Source organism: Streptomyces sp. NPDC003635 (assembly GCF_053587635.1).
The window spans coordinates 21292-40241 of the sequence record NZ_JBSFOK010000051.1 but is presented as its reverse complement, the minus strand read 5'-3'; the positions used below and the strand labels follow the sequence as shown (position 1 = coordinate 40241).

Sequence of the window (18950 nt, the reverse complement as noted above, 5' to 3'; positions counted from 1 at the left end):
CGGCGACGCACAGTAGTGCCGGGAGAGATAGAAAGATGGCCATTCGGGACATACGCGGACATGGGTCGCCCGCATGGGGGATCCTGCGGAGCCGCCTCAGCTGGAGGACGCCGTCGGCTCCGGCGCGATCAGCCCCTCGCGGTAGGCGATCGCCACCGCCTCGCCACGGCTCGCCGCGCCGAGCTTGGCGAGGATGTTGGAGACATGGACGCTGGCCGTCTTGCCGCTGATGAACAGCTCCTCGCCGATCTGCCGGTTGCTGCGGCCCCGGGCCAGCAGCCGGAGCACGTCCTGTTCCCGGGCGGTCAGCGGGGAGGTGCGGTCCGCGGCGGACGAGGTGTCGGCGAGGCGGCCCCGGCCTACCAGGGCGTCCACCCGCTCCAACAGGGGCCCGGCGCCCAGCCGAACGGCCGTCTCCCGGACCGCCGCCGCCTCGGCCGCCGCCTCCTCGCGCCGCTCGGCCGTCAGCAGGGCCTCGGCGTGCCGGAACCTGCAGCGGGCCAGTTCGTAGGCGTCGCCGTAGTCGAACGCGGCCACCGCCTGGCCCCAGGCCGCCACATCGGGTCCCGACGTGGCCCGCAGCCACTCCGCCTCGGCGCGGGCCAGCCACGCCTTGCCCTCGGGGCCTTGCGGCGCCCGGTGCACGCCGCGCGCCGCCGAGTGGCGGGCCAGCTCGACGAGTTCCGTCGCCGTGTCCGCCCACCGCCGTGCGCCGGGTCCGTCCCCGCCCCGCCGCAGCTCGGTGGCCCGGTCGGCCACGGCGGACAGGGCGAGCGCGGCGAGGCGCACCGTCACGTCGGGGCGGACGCCGAGGTCGTCGGTGAGGGCGGTGACCGTGGACCACATCCGCTCGACCGCCGCCTCCGGATCGCCGGCCAGCGCGGCGGCGTCGGTCCGGACGATGCCGGCGACCAGCGTGCCCATCCAGTCGAAGGGCCCCTCCAGGAGGACCCCGGCCCGGTCGGCGGCCGTCAGGTCACCGCGCGCGAGCGACACGTACCAGGCGGGCCCGGACGTGTACCCGCCCGCCGTCGGCAGTACCTCGGCGTCGGTGGCGGACGCCTTCAGGCACTCGTCCCAGTGGCCGAGCGTGTACAGCACCAGCAGCCGCAGATAGCGCATCTCCAGCGGATACGTCGAGGACAGCAGCCCGGCGCGCCGGGCCCGGTCCAGGCCCTCGGTCAGCCACGGCAGGCTCTCCTCGAGCTCGCCCGCCTCGAAGCTGCCGATGGCGAGACTGAACAGCACGCGCAGTTCCACCTGCGCGTTGCCCGAACCGCGCGCCAGCTCGCGAGCCTCCTTCAGCCGCGCCCGGCCGCTCTCGCTGCTCCGGCCGCCGCCTTCGAGGATCGCGAGCGAGACGAGCAGATCGGCCCGGGCGTCCGTCACGCCGAGCCGCTCGGCGACCGCCAGCGCCTCCCGGGCCACCTGCAACGCCTTCTCGGTCTCGCCGACCTGACGGGCCGCCAGGACATGCGTGGCGGCGGCCCACACCCAGGTGGGCGTCGCGGGTTCGGCCGGGATCAGCGCGAGCGCCTCGCTGCTGTGGGCGTAGGCCGCGCTCAGGTTGTCGACGGTGATCAGATTGTCGGCGAGGGTGTAGCGGACCCGGGCGGCCAGCTCGGAGTCCTCCTCCTGGTCCACGCCGGCCAGCGCGGCCCGGGTCAGCGCGACCGCGCGGTGCGCCTCACCGGCGTGGGCGGCCGCCGAGGAGGCGCGCAGGGTGAGCGTCACCCGGTCACCCTCCTCGCCCGAGGGCCGTGCGGCCGGATCCACCGCGGGCCACAGGTCGAGCGCGGTCTCCAGGTGCCGCAGCTCCTCGGCGGGGGCGCCGAGCCGGCGGGCGTGGTCGGCGGCCTCCAACGAGGCGGTGAGCGCCTCGGCCAGGTCGTGGCTCTCGCGGTAGTGGTGGGCGCGCTCGGCCGCGGTCTCGGCGCGCCGGGGCCGGTCGGCGAGCAGCCGGGCGAACGCGCCGTGCAGCCGGGCCCGTTCGCCGGGCAGCAGATCCGCGTAGACGGCCTCGCGGGCCAGGGCGTGCCGGAAGGAGTACGTGTCGCCGGTCCCGGGGACCAGCAGTTGCCGCCCCAGCGCCTCGCGGAGCGCCGACTCCAGCTCCGCCTCCGGCAGACCCACCGCCTCCCGCAGCAGATCGTGCTCGACGCGCCGCCCGGCGACGGCGGCGGTGCGCAGCGCCTGCTGGGCCGTCTCGGAGAGTTGCTCGAAGCGGATCAGCAGGACGTCTGCGAGCCCGCTCGGCACCCCGCCGGCCTCGGTGTCGGTGGCCGCGAGGAGTTCCTCGGCGTAGAAGGCGTTGCCCTCGGCACGCTCGACGATCCGGCGGACCGTGGTCTCCGGCAGCGGGCGCTCCTGCAGGGCCCGCACCAGCCGGGTCACCTCGGTGTCGGCCAGCGGCCGCAGTTCGAGCCGCTCCACCGCCGGCAGCCGTACCAGCTCGGCCAACAGCGGCCGCAGGGGATGGCGTCGGTGCAGGTCGTCCGCGCGGTAGGAGGCTAGCACCGCCACCCCGCCCGCCGGGCGTTGCAGCACACCCCGGCTGAGCAGGAACCGCAGCAGATCCCGGGAGGACTGGTCGGCCCAGTGCAGGTCCTCCAGGACGAGCAGCAGCGGGGACACGTCCGCGAGATCCGCCAGCAGCCCGGCCATCCCCTCGAACAACCGCGGCCGTGAGTCCCGGGCGGTGTCCGTCCCCCCGCCCAGCATCCGCTCGACCTCCGGATGCGCCGCCAGCACCCCGGCGAACCGTTCATCCCCGGCGAGCACACCGAGCACCTCGGTGAACGGCAGGTAGGGCAACCCGACATCACCGAGATCCACGCAGTGCCCGGTGAGCACGGTCATCCCGTCCCGGGCAGCCCGGGAGGCGACCTCGTCCAGGACCCGAGTCTTCCCGACCCCCGCGTCCCCGGCCAGCAGCACGGCCCGAGCCTCACCGGCGCGGGCCCGCGCGAGCACACCGAGGAGCCGGTCAAGCTCCTGCTCACGGCCGACGAGGGGAGCGGGGGACAGATTCTGGGTCACTGCCCAATCCTAGTCGGACTGTTCCGAGCCGGCCCCGCCCCCTCAGGCGCCCTTCAACACCTGAGCCCAGTCGGAAGGCACCCGCCCCGCAGGCCCGGGCGAAGGCTGATCGGCAGGGTGACTGTCAGGCGCGGCCAACTCGGGCCCGGACTCGTACAACTCCGACGTGCTGTAGTCCCAGAACCAGCCCTCACCCGGCTCGTAGCTCTGCACGACGGGATGCCCGGTCTCCCTGAAGTGCGCCGTGGCGTGCTTGGCGGGCGAGGAGTCGCAGCACCCGATGTGACCGCACTGCGCACATCGCCGCAGATGGAACCACCAGCCTCCGACGGCGTCACAGTCCACGCACCCGGCACCGCTCGGCGGAGCGCTGGGATCGATACCGTTCACCTCGGTCATACGGACTCCTCACTCGTGTCCTCGTCCGCGGCGGTGAGCGGAAGCAGCACCTGGAACCGCGTGTCGCCCGGCTCGGACTCCACCTGCAGCGACCCGTGGTGCTTGTTCACCACGATCCGCCAGGAGATGTCGAGCCCGAGCCCCGTCCCCTCGCCGACGGGCTTGGTGGTGAAGAAGGGGTCGAAGATCCGGTCGCGGATCTCCCGCGGGATGCCCACACCGGTGTCCCGGAACTCCACCAGCAGCCGGTCGTGGTCGGAGGCCGTCCGCACCGTCAACGTCCCCTCGCCACCCGCGCTGTTCATCGCGGACACCGCGTTGTCGATGAGGTTCGTCCACACCTGGTTGAGCTCGGCCGGGTACGCGGGGATCTCCGGGAGAGTCCGGTCGTACTCCTTGACCACCTTGATCTGCCGGCCGATCTTCCCGGAGAGCATCAGCAGCGTGCTGTCGAGGAGTTCGTGCACGTCGACACTGCGGTACGGCGCGCGGTCGAGCTGGGAGTACTGCTTGGCCGCGTCGACCAGATGCGAGATGCGGGTCGTGGAGTCCTCGATCTCGCTCATCAACAGCTCGGTCTCGACGGTGTAGTTGAGCCAGCCGATCGCCCCGGGCAGGATGTCCTCCTCCACCGCCGCCGCGACCTGCTCCAGCCAGTCGACGTCGAGCCCGGCCTGGACGAACGTCGGCGCGAGCCGCCAGCCTTCCTGGATGCCGTGGTCGTCGAACCAGTCGGTGAGCGCGTCCTCCCGGTCGGCCGCCTCCAGCGGGCTCAAGGCCGGTGCCTTGCCCACGAGTTCGGCGGTGCGCTCCTGGATCTCGATGAGGCCCGCGAGGCTCTCGCGCGGATACGGCCCCGAGGCGATCACGGCCAGCTTGTGCCGCATCTTCGCCACCCGCTCGCGCAGGGTGGCGGTGGCCCGGACGGCCGCCGCCGCGGGGTTGTTGAGCTCATGGGTGAGACCCGCCGACAACGAGCCCAGCGCCAGCAGCCGTTCCCGCTGCCCGATCACCCGCTGAGTGTTCTTCGAACCGAAGAACAACCCCTCCAGCAGATGCACCGCCATCGGGAACCACTCCTGCATGATGGCCGCGAACGTGTCCGCGGGCAGCACGAAGAACCGCGACGGCTCCGTCACCCGCATGGAGTTGTTGTAGACCTGCCGGTCCCGGTCGCCGAGATAGGCCTGCATGGCCCCGGAGTACACCCCGCGCTGGGAGCTGCGGATCACTTCCACGTCGTCCGCGCCGACCCGGCGGGACAGCACGACCGTGCCCTCGATCATCACGTAGAAGCAGGTCGCCGGATCGCCCTCGGCGTAGACCGGTCCGGGCTCGAACCGCTCCACCCGCCCCGCGGCGCACAGCCTGCCGAGCTGCTCCGGCGAGAGCTTCTCGAACAGGAACAACGACCCTATTTCCACAGGGCTGCACGGCATGGGCTGTCCGCTCACGACTGCTCCAGATAACGGTGGACGAGCATCACGGCCATGGCTCCCTCTCCGACGGCGGACGCGACCCGCTTGGCCGACTCGGCGCGCGCGTCGCCGGCCACGAACACGCCGGGCACATTGGTCTCCAGGTGGTACGGCGGCCGGTCCAGCTCCCAGTCCGCCGGGGGCCGTCCGTCGGGGGTGAGATCGGGACCGGTGAGGATGAAGCCGTCCGCGTCGCGGAGCACGGTGCCGTCCAGCCAGTCGGTCAGCGGAGCCGCGCCGATGAAGACGAACAGCCACTGCGCGTCGACGAGTTCGCTCTCCCCGGTCTGCGTGTCGCGCAGAGTGAGCTGTTCGAGGTGGCCCTCGCCGTGCGCGGAGTCGACGACCGTCCTCGGCCGCACGGAGATGTTGGGCGCCTCCTCGATCTGCTGGATGAGGTAGTGCGACATCGACGCCGACAGATCGGCCCCGCGCACCAGCAGTGTCACCGACTTGGCGCCCTTGGACAGATACATCGCCGCCTGCCCCGCGGAGTTGGCGCCGCCGACGATGTACACGTCCTGCCCCTGACAGGCGGGCGCCTCGGTCAGCGCGGAGCCGTAGAACACTCCGCAACTGGTCAACTCCTCGCAGCCGGGCGCCTGGAGCTGGCGATAGGACACGCCGGTCGCCAGGATCACGCTGTGCGCGGCGATGGCCGAGCCGTCGGAGAACCGCACGACACGCGCGGCGCCGCTCACCTCCAGCCCCGTGACCTCGCGCGCGGTGAGGACCTCGGCGCCGAACTTGGCGGCCTGACGGCGGGCCCGGTCGGTGAGCTGGGCGCCGGAGACACCGTCGGGGAAGCCGAGGTAGTTCTCGATCCGCGAGCTCTGCCCCGCCTGCCCGCCGGTCGCCGACCGCTCCACGAGCACCGTCCGCAGGCCCTCGGACGCGCCGTACACCGCGGCCCCCAGACCGGCCGGGCCGCCGCCGATGACGACGAGGTCGTAGAAGTCGGCGGTGGGTGTGGTCGCGAGGCCGACGTGCGAGGCCAGCTCGGGCACGTCCGGCTCGACCAGGGGGGTGCCCTCCGGGGTGATCACCAGGGGCAGCCGCCGTCCGTCCTGCCCGGCGGCGGCGAGCAGCCGCTGTCCCTCGGGCTCGTCGGCGGAGTACCAGCGGTAGGGCACCTGGTTGCGGGCGAGGAACTCCCGGACGTCCGAGGACCGCGCCGACCACCGGTGACCGACGACCTTGGTGGCGGGCACCGGCCGGTAGTCACTGCACCGCCAGGCCTCCAGCAGGTCGTCCAGCACGGGGTAGAGCTTCTCCTCCGGCGGGTCCCAGGGCTTGAGGAGGTAGTGGTCGAGATCCACGACGTTGATGGCGTCGATGGCGGCACTGGTGTCGGCGTACGCGGTGAGCAGGATGCGCCGGGCGCCGGGATGGATGTCCATGGCCTGCTCGAGGAACTCGATGCCGTTCATCTGCGGCATGCGGTAGTCGGCCAGGATCACGGCCACGAGGTCGCCGCGCAGCTTCAGCTCCCGCAGCGCCTCCAGCGCGGACTCGCCGGATTCCGCGCGCACGATCCGGTACGACTCGCCGTAACGCCGCCGCAGGTCCCGGGCCACGGCCCGGGAGACCCCCGGGTCGTCGTCCACGGTCAGGATGACGGTCCGCGCGGATTCGGCGGCCTGTGCCATACGTCTCCCACCCCGAGTGGTCCGGTGCCCCGACACGGCGACGGCTGCCGCCCTGCCGACTGTGGCCATCGTATGTTCGATCGTGCCGCTCTGCTCAGATACGACCGAGCCGCTGTCACAGACCCGGCCCTTGCGCGGTCCTTCTGGTGTGCGCGGTGACGCACCGGGTCCGGCGGAGGTCGTCGGACCCGCCGAGAGCGGCTCAGGGAGACAGAGATGAAGATCGTGGTGATCGGCGGTACGGGCCGGATCGGCTCGCAGGTGGTCGCGCTGCTGGGCGAGAACGGTCACGAGGCCGTTCCCGCGGCCCCCTCCACGGGCGTGGACACGCTCACCGGCGACGGCCTCGCGGAGGCGCTGAAGGGCGCGGACGTGGTCGTGGACGTGTCGAACTCGCCGTCGTTCGAGACCGAGGCGGCACTGGACTTCTTCACCCGCTCCGCGCGGAACCTGTTCGCGGCCGAGAAGGAGGCGGGCGTCCGCCACCACGTGGGGCTGTCCATCGTCGGCGTCGACCAGGTGCCCGGCTACGGCTACTACGAGGCCAAGGTCGCCCAGGAAAGGGCCGTTCGCGACAGCGGCGTGCCCTACAGCCTGGTGCGCGCCACCCAGTTCTTCGAGTTCATCGCGCCGGTGATGGACATGGCCACCGAGGGCACCGAGGTCCGTCTGCCGTCGCTGCCGCTGCGTCCGATCGCCTCCGCCGATGTCGCGGCGGCCGTCGCCGAGGCGGCGCAGGGCGATCCGTCGAACGGCATCCGCGACATTGCCGGTCCCGAGGTTTATGGCCTCGACCGGCTCGGCGCGATCACCCTCGCCGCGAAGCCGGACGGCCGTTCGGTCGTCACGGACGAGACGGCGAGCCTGTTCGCGGGCATGCCGGACGTCCTGACCGGCGACGCCGGCATCCATGTCGCGGCCACCCGGTACGAGGACTGGCTCGAGCAGGGCTAGGCAGCCCTCTTCGCGGAGCGCTCGTAGGCCCGCAGCTTCTCCGGCGCGATGACCCAGTACAGGGCGTCGATGCCGTCGGGGCCCACGGTCATGCTCACCAGGGCGACCGTCGTGCCGCCCTGGTGCAGCACCAGGCAGGGCAGGCCGTTGGCCTCGGCGACGGCGTACTCGGCGCCGGGGAAGAACTTGTGCGCGAAGGCGGTGACCCGGGCCGTGCGCGTGGCGCCTGTGATCTCCAGCCGGGCCACACCCCGCAGCCCGTTGCCGTCCGCGTAGGTGACGACGTCCGCCGAGAGCACGCTTTCGAGGGCGGCGACGTCACCGTCACGGGCGGCGGCGAGGAAGGCGTCGAGGAGCCGTCGGTGCTGTGCGGGGTCGACGGGTTCCCGGCGCTCGGCGGCCAGCCGCTTGCGGGCCCGGCTGACGATCTGGCGTGTGTTGACCGGGCTCAGCTCCAGGAAGGCCGCGATCTCGTCGTAGCCGTGATCGAACGCCTGCCGCAGCACGTAGGCCGCCCGCTCCACCAGGTTCAGCCGCTCCAGCATCAGCAGCACCGCCAGCTCCAGCGCCTCGCCGCGCTCCGCGCCGACCTGCGGATCCACGCTGGTGTCGACCGGTTCCGGCAGCCACGGCCCGACGTACGTTTCTCGGCGCACCCGGGCCGACTGGGCCACATTGATCGCGAGGCGGGTGGTGGTCTTCGCCAGGAAGGCCCCGGGGTCGAGCACCGTGTCACGGTCCGCTCCCTGCCAGCGCACCCACGTTTCTTGCACCACGTCCTCGGCCTCCACCACGCTGCCCAGGACGCGGTAGGCGATGCCGAACAGCCGCGGCCGCAGACGCTGGAAGGTGTCCGCCGCCGCGCTCAGCGAGTCGGTGTCCATCGTGCGCTTCAGCGTCGGCGGGAGGACAGGACGCAGAACTCGTTGCCCTCGGGGTCCTGGAGCACCACCCAGGACTGCTCGCCCTGGCCGACGTCGGCGCGGCGGGCGCCGAGGGCGAGGAAGCGGGCGACCTCGGCCTCCTGGTCGTCCGGGCGGAAGTCGAGGTGGAGGCGGTTCTTGATCCTCTTCTGTTCGGGGACCGGTGAGAAGATCAGGCCGGGAAGACGGTCCGGGGACGGGCGGATCTCGTACTCGTCGGGGGAGTCGTTGAGGACCACCCAGCCGAGTGCCTCGGCCCACCAGCTGCCCAGCGCCACCGGATCGGCCGCGTCCACGTTCACTTGTTCCCACTCCAAGGCCATGGGAGCAGCGTAGTGAAGACTGGGGGCCAGGACATGACCACGACACAGGGAGGCTCCGGGACATGACGCGCCCGATCACGGCAGGATTCGACGGCACCGAGGAGAGCGTGGCCGCATTGGGGTGGGCGGCCCGTGAGGCGGTCCGGCGCGGGCTGGCGCTGCGGGTGGTGCACGCCTGGCGGTTCCAGCCGTTCGAGGCGGTCGAGGAGGCGGACCCGGACACGCAGGCGCACTGGGCGCGGGAGGCGGTGGAGCAGGCCGCCCGGGACGTCGGTGCGCGCCATCCCGGTCTGGAGGTCTCCGTCGACGTGGCGGAGGGCGGGCCCGTCGACGCGCTCGTCGCCGCCGCGGTGGACGCCGAGATGCTCGTGCTCGGCTCCCGTGGCCACGGCGCCGTCGTCGGCTTCCTGCTCGGCTCGGTCGGGCAGCAGGTGATCGTGGAGGCCGAGCGTCCGATCGTGCTGGTGCGGGCCGGGGACCAGCCGTCCGCCGAGGTCGCCGGGCACGAGATCGTGGTCGGTCAGCAGGGCGAGCCGGAGGACAGCGCGGCCGCGCTGCGGTTCGCGTTCGAGACGGCGGCGGCCCGCGGCGCCACCGTGCGGGCGGTCCGCGCCTGGACGCTGCCGCCGCTGTTCGCCTACAGCCCGTCCTCGCTGAAGCTGCTGGACGACGCCGGTGGTCTCGAGCCGTACGAGAAGAAGGCGCTGGCCGCGTCGGTGCAGCCGTGGCGGGATCGGTTCCCCGACGTGCATGTGGTGGAGCACGTGGAGATGGGCAGTGCGGGGCAGGTGCTGCTGTCGGTGGCCGGACGGGCCCAGCTGATGGTCGTGGGGCGCCGGGCCCACCGTACGGCCGTCGGCGCCCGCATCGGCTCGGTGGCGCACGGTGTGCTGCACCACGCCGACTGCCCGGTGGCCGTGGTGCCGCCCGCCTCCTGACTCAGTCCGCGGTTGCGGACACCGGCTGGAGCGTCTCCCGCGCCTTGGGGAGGATGTTCGTGACGTAGTCCTGTACGGCCGTGTCGAGCCCTATGTCGTGCTGGGCCCGCTCGGACAGGTACCAACGGTGTTCCAGGAGTTCGTGGTAGATCTCCGCCGGGTCCATGGAGCCGCGCAGTTCGAGCGGGACCGCCCGCACCGTGGGCCGGAAGACGTCCCGCACCCAGCGGTGGGCGAGGACCTCGGGGCGGGCGGCGAGGGGGTCGCCCGGGGCGTAGTCGTCCTGGGTGGCCATCCAGCTCTCCAGGTCGTTCAGCAGCCGTCGGGCCTGGTTCTCCTCGGCGTCCAGGCCGGTCAGCCGCAGCAGTTGGCGCTGGTGGTGGCCCGCGTCGACGACCTTGGGCACGAAGGTGACGGTGTCGCCGGTGGAGGAGTGCTCGATCTGCATCTCGGCGACGTCGAAGCCGAGGTCGTTCAGGCGGCGTATCCGGCGTTCGATGTAGTGGTACTTCCCGGCCGGGTAGACCGAGGTGCGGGTCAGCTCCTGCCACAGACCCCGGTAGCGGGCGCAGATCTCGGTGCCGAACTCGATCGGGTCCACCGAGGGGTGCAGTGCGCCGGACGCCTCCAGGTCCAGCAGCTCGCCGCTGATGTTGACGCGGGCGAGGTCGAGGTCGTAGTCGCGCTGGCCGGGGCTCAGCTGCGGGTGCAGGTCGCCGGTCTCGGCGTCGACCAGGTAGGCGGCGTAGGCGCCCGCGTCGCGCCGGAAGAGGGTGTTGGACAGCGAGCAGTCGCCCCAGGCGAACCCGGCCAGGTGCAGCCGGACCAGCAGCACGGCCAGGGCGTCCATCAGCCGGTGCATGGTCGCCGGGCGCATCGTCGTCTCGAACATCGAGCGGTACGGCATGGAGCCGCCGAGGTGCCGGGTGACCAGCACCGGCTCCAGGGGCGCGCCGCCGGAGTCGGTGCGGCCGGTGACGACGGCGAGCGGATCGACCGCCGGGATGCCGAGCCGGTCCAGGTCGCGCAGCAGCTCGTACTCGCGCAGCGCGGGCCGTTCGGCCAGCTCCTTGACGGCGATGACCTCCTCGCCGGCGCGCGCGTAGCGCACCACGTGCCGGGAGATGCCGCGCGGCAGCGGCACGAGGTACTCCTCCGGCCAGTCCTCCAGCGGCAGGTGCCACGGCAGCTCCAGCAGGAGCGCGGGATGTTCGGGGTTGGTCGCGCTGATCTGCAGGGCCATGGGCGGGGTGTCCTCGTCTCGCGGTGATCGTCTCGCCGGTGATCGTCATCCCACCCTAAAGGGCCCGCTCCCGTGCTTGAAGTGCCGCTTCCCGGACCGGGCCGCGGTGGGCGGGTCCGTGCCCGGGCAGGAGGAGATCGCCTTCGAGCTCGGCCAGCGTCTCCAGGGACACGAGGGTGCGGGCGCGCTCGTGGTGGAACATGTCGGGCAGCAGTTGCGGGCCCTTGATCCGGGACGTCGGGTGCCCGCTCACCAGCGCGTCACCGGCGATCAGTACGCCGGTGTCGGGGAGGTGGAACGCGCAGTGGCCGTCGGTGTGGCCGGGGGTGTGCACGGGGACCGGCCGTCCGGGCAGGTCCAGCGGGGCGCCCGGGGCGAACGCCGCCGGCGCGGTCACCGGCACATGCTCGGTGCCGCCCGAGCGCAGGGCGTGCAGCGCCCAGGGCACGACGCCGGGCCGCCAGCCGTTGCGCAGGACTGTGCCCACGGTCACCTGATGCAGGAACTCCCGCCGGGCGTGGGGCACTTCGGCCTCGTGCAGGAGCACCGGCGTGCCGTAGGAGGCGCGCAGGAACTCCGCCGAGCCGAGGTGGTCGTTGTGCGCGTGCGTGATCAGGACGGCCGCGACGGCCTCGGGTGAACTCCCCACCTGCGTGAGGGAGGCGAGGACCTGGTCCCGGTCGCCGGGATACCCGGTGTCGACGAGGGTGACGGCGTCCCCCTCGGCCAGGATCACCCAGTTGGTGTTGGAGCCGTGCACCAGATAGGTGCCGTCCGCTACTTGACGTACGTCTGCCCGCATGGCCTTTCCACATCCCCATCTTGTCGCCCGACGGGAACAGCAAAGCAGATGGCGAAAGGCTCAGTTCACGCCGTGCGGCCGGAACTGGACGCTGATGCGGGGACCCGTGGCGCGGGTCGACTTGGGGATCGCGTGTTCCCAGGTCCGCTGGCAGGAGCCGCCCATCACGATCAGGTCGCCGTGGCCCAGCGGGCGGCGCACGGTCTCACCGCCGCCCGCTGGGCGCAGCAGGAGGTCGCGGGGCGCGCCGACGGAGAGGATGGCGACCATGGTGTCCTCGCGGGCGCCCCGGCCGATCCGGTCGCCGTGCCAGGCGACGCTGTCCCGGCCGTCGCGGTAGTAGCACAGGCCGGCCGTGGTGAACGGCTCGCCCAGCTCCTCGGCGTAGTGCGCGGTCAGCGCGGTGCGTGCCTCGGCCAGCACCGGATGCGGCAGCGGGTCGTCCGCGCCGTAGAACGCGAGCAGCCGGGGTACGTCGACGACCTGGTCGTACATCGTGCGGCGCTCGGCGCGCCAGGGGACCTCCGCGGCCAGCTGGGCGAACAGGGTGTCCGAGCCGCTGAGCCAGCCCGGCAGTACGTCGATCCAGGCGCCGCGGCCGAGCCCGGTCCGGCGGATCCCGTCGAGCGGGCCGAGCCGCAGCTCGTCCGTCTGGTCGAAGAGGGAGCCCTGCAGGTGCGTCATGCGTCCAGCGTACTCCTGATTCGAAAATGTGTTCTTATCTGTGATCTCGGGCGATCGCGCACGTCACAGGCCTTTCGATGCACTGGTGTATCGGATACATTCCCGTATCGAACGAAGGGGCGGCCATGGTGGCGGAGCAGGCGGCACGGCGCGTGACCAGGCGTCGCGTGCGGACGCGGGCCAATCTGCTCGACGCCGCGTTCGAGGTGTTCGCCGCCAAGGGTTTCGGGCGGGTCTCCATCGAGGAGGTGTGCGAGGCCGCCGGCTACAGCAGAGGCGCCTTCTACTCCAACTTCGCCAGCCTCGACGAGCTGTTCTTCGCCCTCTACCGGCAGCGCGCCGACCTGATCGCCGAACAGGTCGCGGGGGCGCTCGCGCTGGACGGGCCCGACCTCGACGTGACGCAGTCGGTGGACCGGGTCACGGAGGTGCTGCTGCTCGACGCGGACTGGCTGCTGGTCAAGACGGACTTCCTGGTGCACGCCGCCCGGGACCCGGCCGTCGCCCAGACTTTGCTGGAACACCGCGAGCGGCTGCGCGAGGCCATCGCCGACCGGCTCGCCCGGGCCACCGGACCCACCGTGCTGCCCGCCGTGTTCGGCGGGATCGACGGCGCCGCCCGCGCGGTCGTCGCCGCGTACGACGGAGTCACCACCCAACTGCTGCTGGACAAGGACGTCGACAGCGCCCGCGCCTGGCTCAAGCAACTGCTCACCGCCCTGCTGACCGACGGCAGCGGCGCCCCCGAATGAGGAAGGGAACGGTCGCCATGGATGCCGACGTCATCGTCGTCGGAGCGGGCCTCGCGGGCCTGGTCGCCGCGCATGAACTCACCAGCCGGGGCCGCCGGGTGGCCCTGGTGGACCAAGAGAACGCCAACAACCTGGGCGGGCAGGCCTTCTGGTCGTTCGGCGGGCTGTTCCTCGTCGGCTCCCCGGAGCAGCGGCGCCTGGGCATCAAGGACTCCTTCGACCTGGCCTGGAACGACTGGCAGGGCAGCGCGGGCTTCGACCGCGTCGACGACGAGGACTCCTGGGCGGTGCGCTGGGCACGGGCCTACGTCGAGTTCGCGGCCGGGGAGAAGCGGTCCTGGCTGGAGGGGCACGGCATCAAGTTCCTGCCGACCGTCGGCTGGGCGGAGCGCGGTGACCTGCGTGCCCACGGGCACGGCAACTCCGTGCCCCGCTTCCACATCGCCTGGGGCACCGGCACCGGCGTCGTCGAGCCCTTCGTCGAGTACGCCAAGCGGGCCGCGCGGGACGGGCTGCTGACCTTCCACCACCGCCACCGGGTCGACGAACTCGTCATCGAGGAGGGGCAGGCGCGGGGCGTGCGCGGCACCGTCCTCGCCGAGGACGGCTCGGCGCGGGGCGTACGCTCCAACCGCGACCCGGTCGGCGACTTCGAGCTGACCGCCCAGGCGGTGATCGTCACCTCCGGCGGTATCGGCGCCGACCACGACATCGTCCGCCGCTACTGGCCCGAGCGCCTCGGCACCCCGCCCGAGCGGATGGTCACCGGCGTGCCCGCCTACGTCGACGGCCGGATGCTCGACATCAGCGCGCGGGCGGGCGTACGACTGGTCAACCGCGACCGCATGTGGCACTACACCGAGGGCCTGCAGAACTGGGACCCGATCTGGCCGGGGCACGGCATCCGCATCCTGCCCGGCCCGTCCTCGATGTGGTTCGACGCGCTCGGCCGCCGGCTGCCCGACCCCTGCCTCCCCGGCTACGACACCCTCGGCACCCTCAAGTACCTGCGCACCACCGAGGACATCGCCGGACACTCCCACTCCTGGTTCATCCTCACCCAGAAGATCATCGAGAAGGAGTTCGCGCTCTCCGGCTCCGAGCAGAACCCCGACATCACCGCCAAGGACCGTCGGGGCTTCCTCAAGGAGCGCGTCCTCGGCAAGGGCGCGCCGGGTCCGGTGGACGCCTTCCTGCGCAAGGGCGCGGACTTCGTGACCGCCCCGAACCTGGAGCAACTGGTCCAGAAGATGAACCAGTTGACCGACAAGCCGCTCCTCGACGCGGCCGAGGTGCGGCGCCAGATCGAGGCCCGCGATCTCCAGCTCGCCAACCCCTACAGCAAGGACGCCCAGGTGCAGGGCATCCGCAACGCCCGCCGCTACATCGGCGACCGGCTCGGCCGCGTCGCCACCCCGCACCGGATCCTCGACCCGGCGGCGGGCCCGCTGATCGGCGTCAAGCTGCACGTCCTCACCCGCAAGACCCTCGGCGGCATCCAGACCGACCTCGACTCCCGCGCCCTCGGCGCCGACGGACAGCCGGTGGGCGGCCTGTACGCGGCGGGCGAGGTGGCCGGCTTCGGTGGCGGCGGAGTCCACGGCTACAACGCCCTGGAGGGCACCTTCCTCGGCGGCTGCCTGTTCTCCGGGCGAGCGGCGGGACGGGCGGCGGCCCAGCAGACCGGCTGAGATATCAGCCCTGTTGGCTGCATCAGCCCAGCAGCCGGGCCAGGACGGCCGCGTGGCTCTCTTCCGGAGTCTTCGCGGCCGTCAGCAGGGTCACCTGACCCTTGCCCGCCAATTCCCTCACACGGTCGAGGAGTTCCACCGACTCGGCGCCGGTCAGCTCCGCCTCGTAGCGGGCGGCGAACTCCTCGTACGAACCCTCGCCCGCGTGGTACCAACGGCGCAGCTCGGTCGACGGGGTGATCGCCTTGGGCCACTCGTCGACGCGGGCGGCGTCCTTTGACAGTCCGCGCGGCCAGAGCCGGTCGACCAGTACACGTACACCGTCCTCCGGCTCGGGCGGCTCGTAGACACGGCGGATGCGCAAGCTCACGGTCGGGCCTTTCCACACGGGGCTGACGGGTTCCTCACAAGTGTCCGTCAAGGTCGACGCATGATCACGCCGAACCGTCGCGCCGTACTGCTGGCCGCGTCCCTCCTGCTCACCGGCTGCGGCACTGCCGTGGCACCCACCGCCCCCGCCCCCACGGCCGGCGCGCCGCAGCCCGAGATCTCCCTCGACCTCGCCCCGCAGCAACTGCCCGGACTCGGGCCCGCCACCTGGGCCGAGGTGCCCTCCGACACCCGTCAGGCGGTCGTGGTGACCGGACGCGGCAAGAACTCCTCGCGGTCCACGGCCGTGCTGTACGAACGCACCGACGCGGGGTGGGAGGCCGGGGCCACGTGGGACGCGCACAACGCGCGGCGCGGCTGGACCGACCACCACCGGCTCGGTGACCTGCGCAGCCCCATCGGCGTGTTCACCCTCACCGACGCGGGCGGCCTGCTCGGCGACCCCGGCACGAAACTGCCGTACGACCGCTCCACCGGATTCACCGCCACCGGCACCGGCTTCGAGGGCGAACCCCTCGCGGGCTCCTTCGACTACGTCATCGCCATCGACTACAACCGCAAGCCCGGTACCTCACCCCTGGACTGGACCCGCCCGCTCGGCGCGGACCGGGGCGGCGGCATATGGCTGCACGTGGACCACGACGGCCCCACCCACGGCTGCGTCAGTCTCGACCGCGAGCACATGAAAGCCCTTCTCCTCGCCCTGGACCCCGCCAAGAATCCCGTCGTCGTCATGGGCGACCGGACCTCCCTCACCCGCTGAGACCCGCCGACGCCTAGGATCCGCCGCGTGTGCGCACATGTGCTGGTCGCCGAGGACGACGAGATGCAGGCCGAACTGATACGACGCTCCCTGCTGGCGGAAGGCCACACCGCCACCGTGGTCCACGACGGCCCCGCCGCCCTGGACGCCGCCCGCCGGCTCCGACCCGACCTGGTCGTCCTGGACCTGATGCTGCCGGTGATCGACGGCTTCGGGGTGTGCCGGGTACTGCGCCGGAACCCCGACAACCCCGACATCCCGGTGCTGATGCTCACCGCCCGCTCCGCCGAGGACGACGTCCTGCTGGGCCTGGAGCTCGGTGCCGACGACTACATGACCAAGCCCTACAGCCCGCGCGAGCTGATGGCCCGTATCCGTACCGTGCTGCGGCGCAGCGGGCGGTCGGCGGACAAGCGGGACGATCCCGTCGTACGGGCCGCCGGCATCGCCGTCGACCCGGCCCGCCACGAGGTGCGCTGCGACGGACGGCCGGTGGAGTGCACACCGGCCGAGTTCCAGATCCTGCTCGCCATGACCGCCGAGCCGGAGCGGGTGTTCTCCCGGCGGCAGCTGCTGGAGTGCACCCGGGGCACCGACCGGGCCTCCACCGAACGGGCCGTGGACGTCCACATCATGAACCTGCGCCGGAAGATCGAGGCCGACCCGCCGCGCCCGGCGCGGCTGCTGACGGTGTTCGGGGTGGGTTACAAGCTCAGCGGCGGCCGGGGATGAGGTCCGGGATACCGCTGCGCAAGCGGCTGCTCGTCCGGCTGCTCATCGCGTCGGTGCTGATCGCCGTGTGCTCGGTGGCGGCCACGGCCTGGCTGGCGGTGGAGACCACCACCCGCGCCCTGCGTGAGGAACAGGGCCAGGTCCTCGCCGACGACATGGACGTCCTGACCCGGCTCAGCGGCTACGCGGCGACGCACACCGACTGGAAGGACGTGGCGGCAGAGCTGCGCGAGCTGTCCGACCGGATCGGTCGGCGCATCGCCCTCACCACCGCCGACCGCAGGGTCATCGCCGACTCCGCCCCGTCCGGTACCCCGCTGCCCCCGCGGGCAGCCGCCACCGTCGACCCGCTGAGCACCGACACCCACACCGACCGCGGCGCCCAGCGCGGTGGGGTCGACCCGCGCGTGGTCGGCCCCTACCGGCTGCCCGCCGCCGAACGCGCCGCCCTGGACGCGCTCGCCGAGGAACGGCGCGAGTGCTACGAGCGCAACGGAGTCGTCGTGACCGTGGCGCGCACCCCGAGCGGCCGCCCGGTCCTCACCGACCAGGACGGCAGCGCCGTCGACTACGTGCCCCTGGAGTGCGCCGACGGACGGCTCAACACCCCCACCGCCACCGAGGAGAAGGCGCTGGCCGAGCTGACCGCCCGCGCCCGCGGCTGTCTGCACGGGCGGGGACTGGACTTCCACGAGCCGCTGTTCGTCACCGTCGACGTCACCGACCGGAAGATGGACACCCGGTACGTGATGGGCAAACTCACGTCGCAGCCGCAACGGCAGGCCCAGCGCCAGGCACGGGACTGTGTCGACCAGGCCCGCCGGGCCCAGCTCGACCCCTATGTGGCCCCGGCCGCCGACCTGTTCCTGGGCGTGGGGGACCGGCCCACCGTGCGCTTCGACCTGTCCACGGCCAACTGGACCAAGGTCGTGGCGGCCGCGGGCCTGGTGCTCGCTGTGACGGTGGCCGTGACCGCCGCCGTGGCGACCCGGCTCGTCCGGCCCCTGCGGGCGCTGACCGCGGCCGCCCAGCAGCCACCGGACCAGCACGTGCGGGTCCCCGTGACCACCCGCGACGAGACCGGCATCCTCGCCGCGGCCTTCAACGAACTCACCGAGCGCCGGGCCCGGTTGGAGGCCCAGCGCAAGGCGATGGTCAGCGACATCGCCCACGAACTGCGCAGCCCGCTCACCAACATCCGCGGCTGGCTGGAGGTCACCCGCGACGGCCTCGTCGAACCCGACCCCGCCCTGCTCGCCTCCCTGCACGAGGAGGCACTCGTCCTCCAGCGCGTCATCGACGATCTCCAGGACCTCGCCGCCGCCGACGCCGGCACGCTGCGTCTACGCCGGGAACCGGTCCGCGCCGACGAACTGCTCGACCAGGTCGCCGCCGCCCACCGCGTGGCCGCCGACGCGGCGGGCGTCACCCTGCGCACCATGGCCGAGGGCACGCCCTGGCTGGACGCCGACCCGGTCCGGATGCGGCAGGCGCTCGGCAACCTCGTCTCCAACGCCCTGCGGCACACTCCGAGGGGCGGCACCGTCACCCTGGCGGCGCGTCAGGACGGCGAGGACGTCGTCCTGACCGTCACCGACACCGGCACGGGCCTCGCCGCGGACGAACTCCCGCACGTCTTCGACCGGTTCTGGCGGGCGGAGAAGTCCCGCAGCCGCCGTACCGGAGGCAGCGGCCTCGGCCTGCCCATCGTCCGCCACCTGCTGGCCGCCCACGGCGGTACGGCGGAGGCGACGAGCGAGGAGGGCAAGGGCTCGGTGTTCACCCTGAGGCTGCCGGGGGGCGAGGCGCCCGGCGACGCCGGACCGGGTTCAGCCGCTCCGTCGCCGCGCCGCGGTCCGCCGTAGCAGGGCCTGCCGTTCGCCCTCGCTCGTGCCGCCCCACACGCCGACCGCCTGTTCGGTGTCCAGGGCCCAGCGCAGACACCGCTCCCGTACCGGGCAGCGTTCGCAGACCGCCTTGGCCTGCAGCGTCTGCAAGAGCGCCGGACCGGAGGTGCCGATCGGGAAGAAGAGGTCCGGGTCCTCCTCGCGGCATGCGGCATGGTCGCGCCAGTCGTCCATCGCAGTCACCTGCGTCCCCATTCGTACGTGCCCCTTCGGAAGCTTTTAGTCGCTTTCGGGTCACCTGTCGATACGGGAGTGAAACCACGGAATCCTGGTTCGCTGTGCG

Annotated in this window: 18 protein-coding genes; 7 read left to right on the top strand and 11 right to left on the bottom strand. The window is 72.4% G+C overall.

From position 1 onward, the window contains the following. Positions 1-96: 96 nt before the first annotated feature. The 4 genes from ACWDRW_RS33715 to ACWDRW_RS33700 are packed head-to-tail and all read right to left on the bottom strand — an operon-like array spanning position 97 to position 6565. The gene (locus tag ACWDRW_RS33715) at positions 97-3039 is read right to left on the bottom strand and encodes a helix-turn-helix transcriptional regulator (RefSeq protein WP_451730208.1); all 2943 of its coding nucleotides are present in this window, start codon (positions 3037-3039) and stop codon (positions 97-99) included. A 42-nt stretch (positions 3040-3081) separates the two neighbouring features. Then, positions 3082-3438 (bottom strand): UBP-type zinc finger domain-containing protein, encoded by a 357-nt coding sequence (locus ACWDRW_RS33710; RefSeq protein ID WP_451730205.1) that lies wholly within the window; start codon positions 3436-3438, stop codon positions 3082-3084. Next, on the bottom strand, positions 3435-4877 hold the full coding sequence (locus ACWDRW_RS33705; protein ID WP_451730265.1) for an ATP-binding protein: 1443 nt from the start codon (positions 4875-4877) through the stop codon (positions 3435-3437). Before ACWDRW_RS33705 ends, ACWDRW_RS33710 begins: the two co-directional genes overlap by 4 nt. Positions 4878-4888: 11 nt before the next feature. Beyond that, complete coding sequence (locus ACWDRW_RS33700) at positions 4889-6565, bottom strand: FAD-dependent oxidoreductase (protein ID WP_451730202.1); 1677 nt, start codon at positions 6563-6565, stop codon at positions 4889-4891. A 216-nt stretch (positions 6566-6781) separates the two neighbouring features. Between ACWDRW_RS33700 and ACWDRW_RS33695 the strand changes: the two genes are divergently transcribed. Further along, complete coding sequence (locus tag ACWDRW_RS33695; protein WP_451730200.1) at positions 6782-7519, top strand: SDR family oxidoreductase; 738 nt, start codon at positions 6782-6784, stop codon at positions 7517-7519. Here the strand turns inward: ACWDRW_RS33695 and ACWDRW_RS33690 are convergent. After that, on the bottom strand, positions 7516-8403 hold the full coding sequence (locus tag ACWDRW_RS33690; protein ID WP_451730197.1) for a sigma factor: 888 nt from the start codon (positions 8401-8403) through the stop codon (positions 7516-7518). The genes ACWDRW_RS33695 and ACWDRW_RS33690 overlap by 4 nt on opposite strands. An 8-nt stretch (positions 8404-8411) precedes the next feature. After that, positions 8412-8765 (bottom strand): VOC family protein, encoded by a 354-nt coding sequence (locus tag ACWDRW_RS33685; RefSeq protein ID WP_451730194.1) that lies wholly within the window; start codon positions 8763-8765, stop codon positions 8412-8414. A 62-nt stretch (positions 8766-8827) separates the two neighbouring features. Here ACWDRW_RS33685 and ACWDRW_RS33680 point away from each other — a divergent pair, with 62 nt between their 5' ends. Beyond that, positions 8828-9703 (top strand): universal stress protein, encoded by an 876-nt coding sequence (locus tag ACWDRW_RS33680; protein WP_451730191.1) that lies wholly within the window; start codon positions 8828-8830, stop codon positions 9701-9703. Position 9704: 1 nt separating this feature from the next. On the opposite strand, the gene ACWDRW_RS33675 is transcribed toward ACWDRW_RS33680, so the two are convergent. Genes ACWDRW_RS33675 through ACWDRW_RS33665 form a run of 3 tightly spaced genes read right to left on the bottom strand, consistent with a single transcriptional unit; the run spans position 9705 to position 12432 of the window. Beyond that, entirely contained in the window at positions 9705-10946 is a 1242-nt protein-coding gene (locus ACWDRW_RS33675; protein ID WP_451730188.1) for a DUF4032 domain-containing protein, read from the bottom strand. A gap of 55 nt (positions 10947-11001) precedes the next feature. After that, positions 11002-11748 (bottom strand): MBL fold metallo-hydrolase, encoded by a 747-nt coding sequence (locus ACWDRW_RS33670; RefSeq protein ID WP_451730186.1) that lies wholly within the window; start codon positions 11746-11748, stop codon positions 11002-11004. 60 nt (positions 11749-11808) lie between these two features. Continuing rightward, positions 11809-12432 carry an alpha-ketoglutarate-dependent dioxygenase AlkB gene (locus ACWDRW_RS33665; RefSeq protein ID WP_451730183.1) on the bottom strand — a complete coding sequence of 208 codons (624 nt, stop codon included), beginning with the start codon at positions 12430-12432 and terminating at the stop codon, positions 11809-11811. A gap of 125 nt (positions 12433-12557) precedes the next feature. Between ACWDRW_RS33665 and ACWDRW_RS33660 the strand changes: the two genes are divergently transcribed. Both ACWDRW_RS33660 and ACWDRW_RS33655 read left to right on the top strand, forming a co-directional pair. Continuing rightward, positions 12558-13184, top strand: a complete 627-nt coding sequence (locus tag ACWDRW_RS33660) for a TetR/AcrR family transcriptional regulator (protein ID WP_451730181.1) — start codon at positions 12558-12560, stop codon at positions 13182-13184. A 17-nt stretch (positions 13185-13201) separates the two neighbouring features. Further along, positions 13202-14875 carry an FAD-binding dehydrogenase gene (locus ACWDRW_RS33655; protein ID WP_451730170.1) on the top strand — a complete coding sequence of 558 codons (1674 nt, stop codon included), beginning with the start codon at positions 13202-13204 and terminating at the stop codon, positions 14873-14875. Between the two features lie 22 nt (positions 14876-14897). Here ACWDRW_RS33655 and ACWDRW_RS33650 read toward each other — a convergent pair whose 3' ends face one another. Then, positions 14898-15245 (bottom strand): DUF488 domain-containing protein, encoded by a 348-nt coding sequence (locus ACWDRW_RS33650; RefSeq protein ID WP_451730168.1) that lies wholly within the window; start codon positions 15243-15245, stop codon positions 14898-14900. Between the two features lie 60 nt (positions 15246-15305). On the opposite strand from ACWDRW_RS33650, the gene ACWDRW_RS33645 reads away from it, so the two are divergent. Genes ACWDRW_RS33645 through ACWDRW_RS33635 form a run of 3 tightly spaced genes read left to right on the top strand, consistent with a single transcriptional unit; the run spans position 15306 to position 18625 of the window. Then, positions 15306-16028 carry a L,D-transpeptidase family protein gene (locus tag ACWDRW_RS33645; RefSeq protein ID WP_451730165.1) on the top strand — a complete coding sequence of 241 codons (723 nt, stop codon included), beginning with the start codon at positions 15306-15308 and terminating at the stop codon, positions 16026-16028. A gap of 27 nt (positions 16029-16055) precedes the next feature. Beyond that, positions 16056-16760 (top strand): response regulator transcription factor, encoded by a 705-nt coding sequence (locus ACWDRW_RS33640; protein WP_451730164.1) that lies wholly within the window; start codon positions 16056-16058, stop codon positions 16758-16760. Then, on the top strand, positions 16757-18625 hold the full coding sequence (locus tag ACWDRW_RS33635; protein ID WP_451730161.1) for a sensor histidine kinase: 1869 nt from the start codon (positions 16757-16759) through the stop codon (positions 18623-18625). Before ACWDRW_RS33640 ends, ACWDRW_RS33635 begins: the two co-directional genes overlap by 4 nt. Here ACWDRW_RS33635 and ACWDRW_RS33630 read toward each other — a convergent pair. Beyond that, positions 18590-18841, bottom strand: a complete 252-nt coding sequence (locus ACWDRW_RS33630; protein WP_451730158.1) for a WhiB family transcriptional regulator — start codon at positions 18839-18841, stop codon at positions 18590-18592. The genes ACWDRW_RS33635 and ACWDRW_RS33630 overlap by 36 nt on opposite strands. Between the last annotated feature and the right edge of the window lie 109 nt (positions 18842-18950).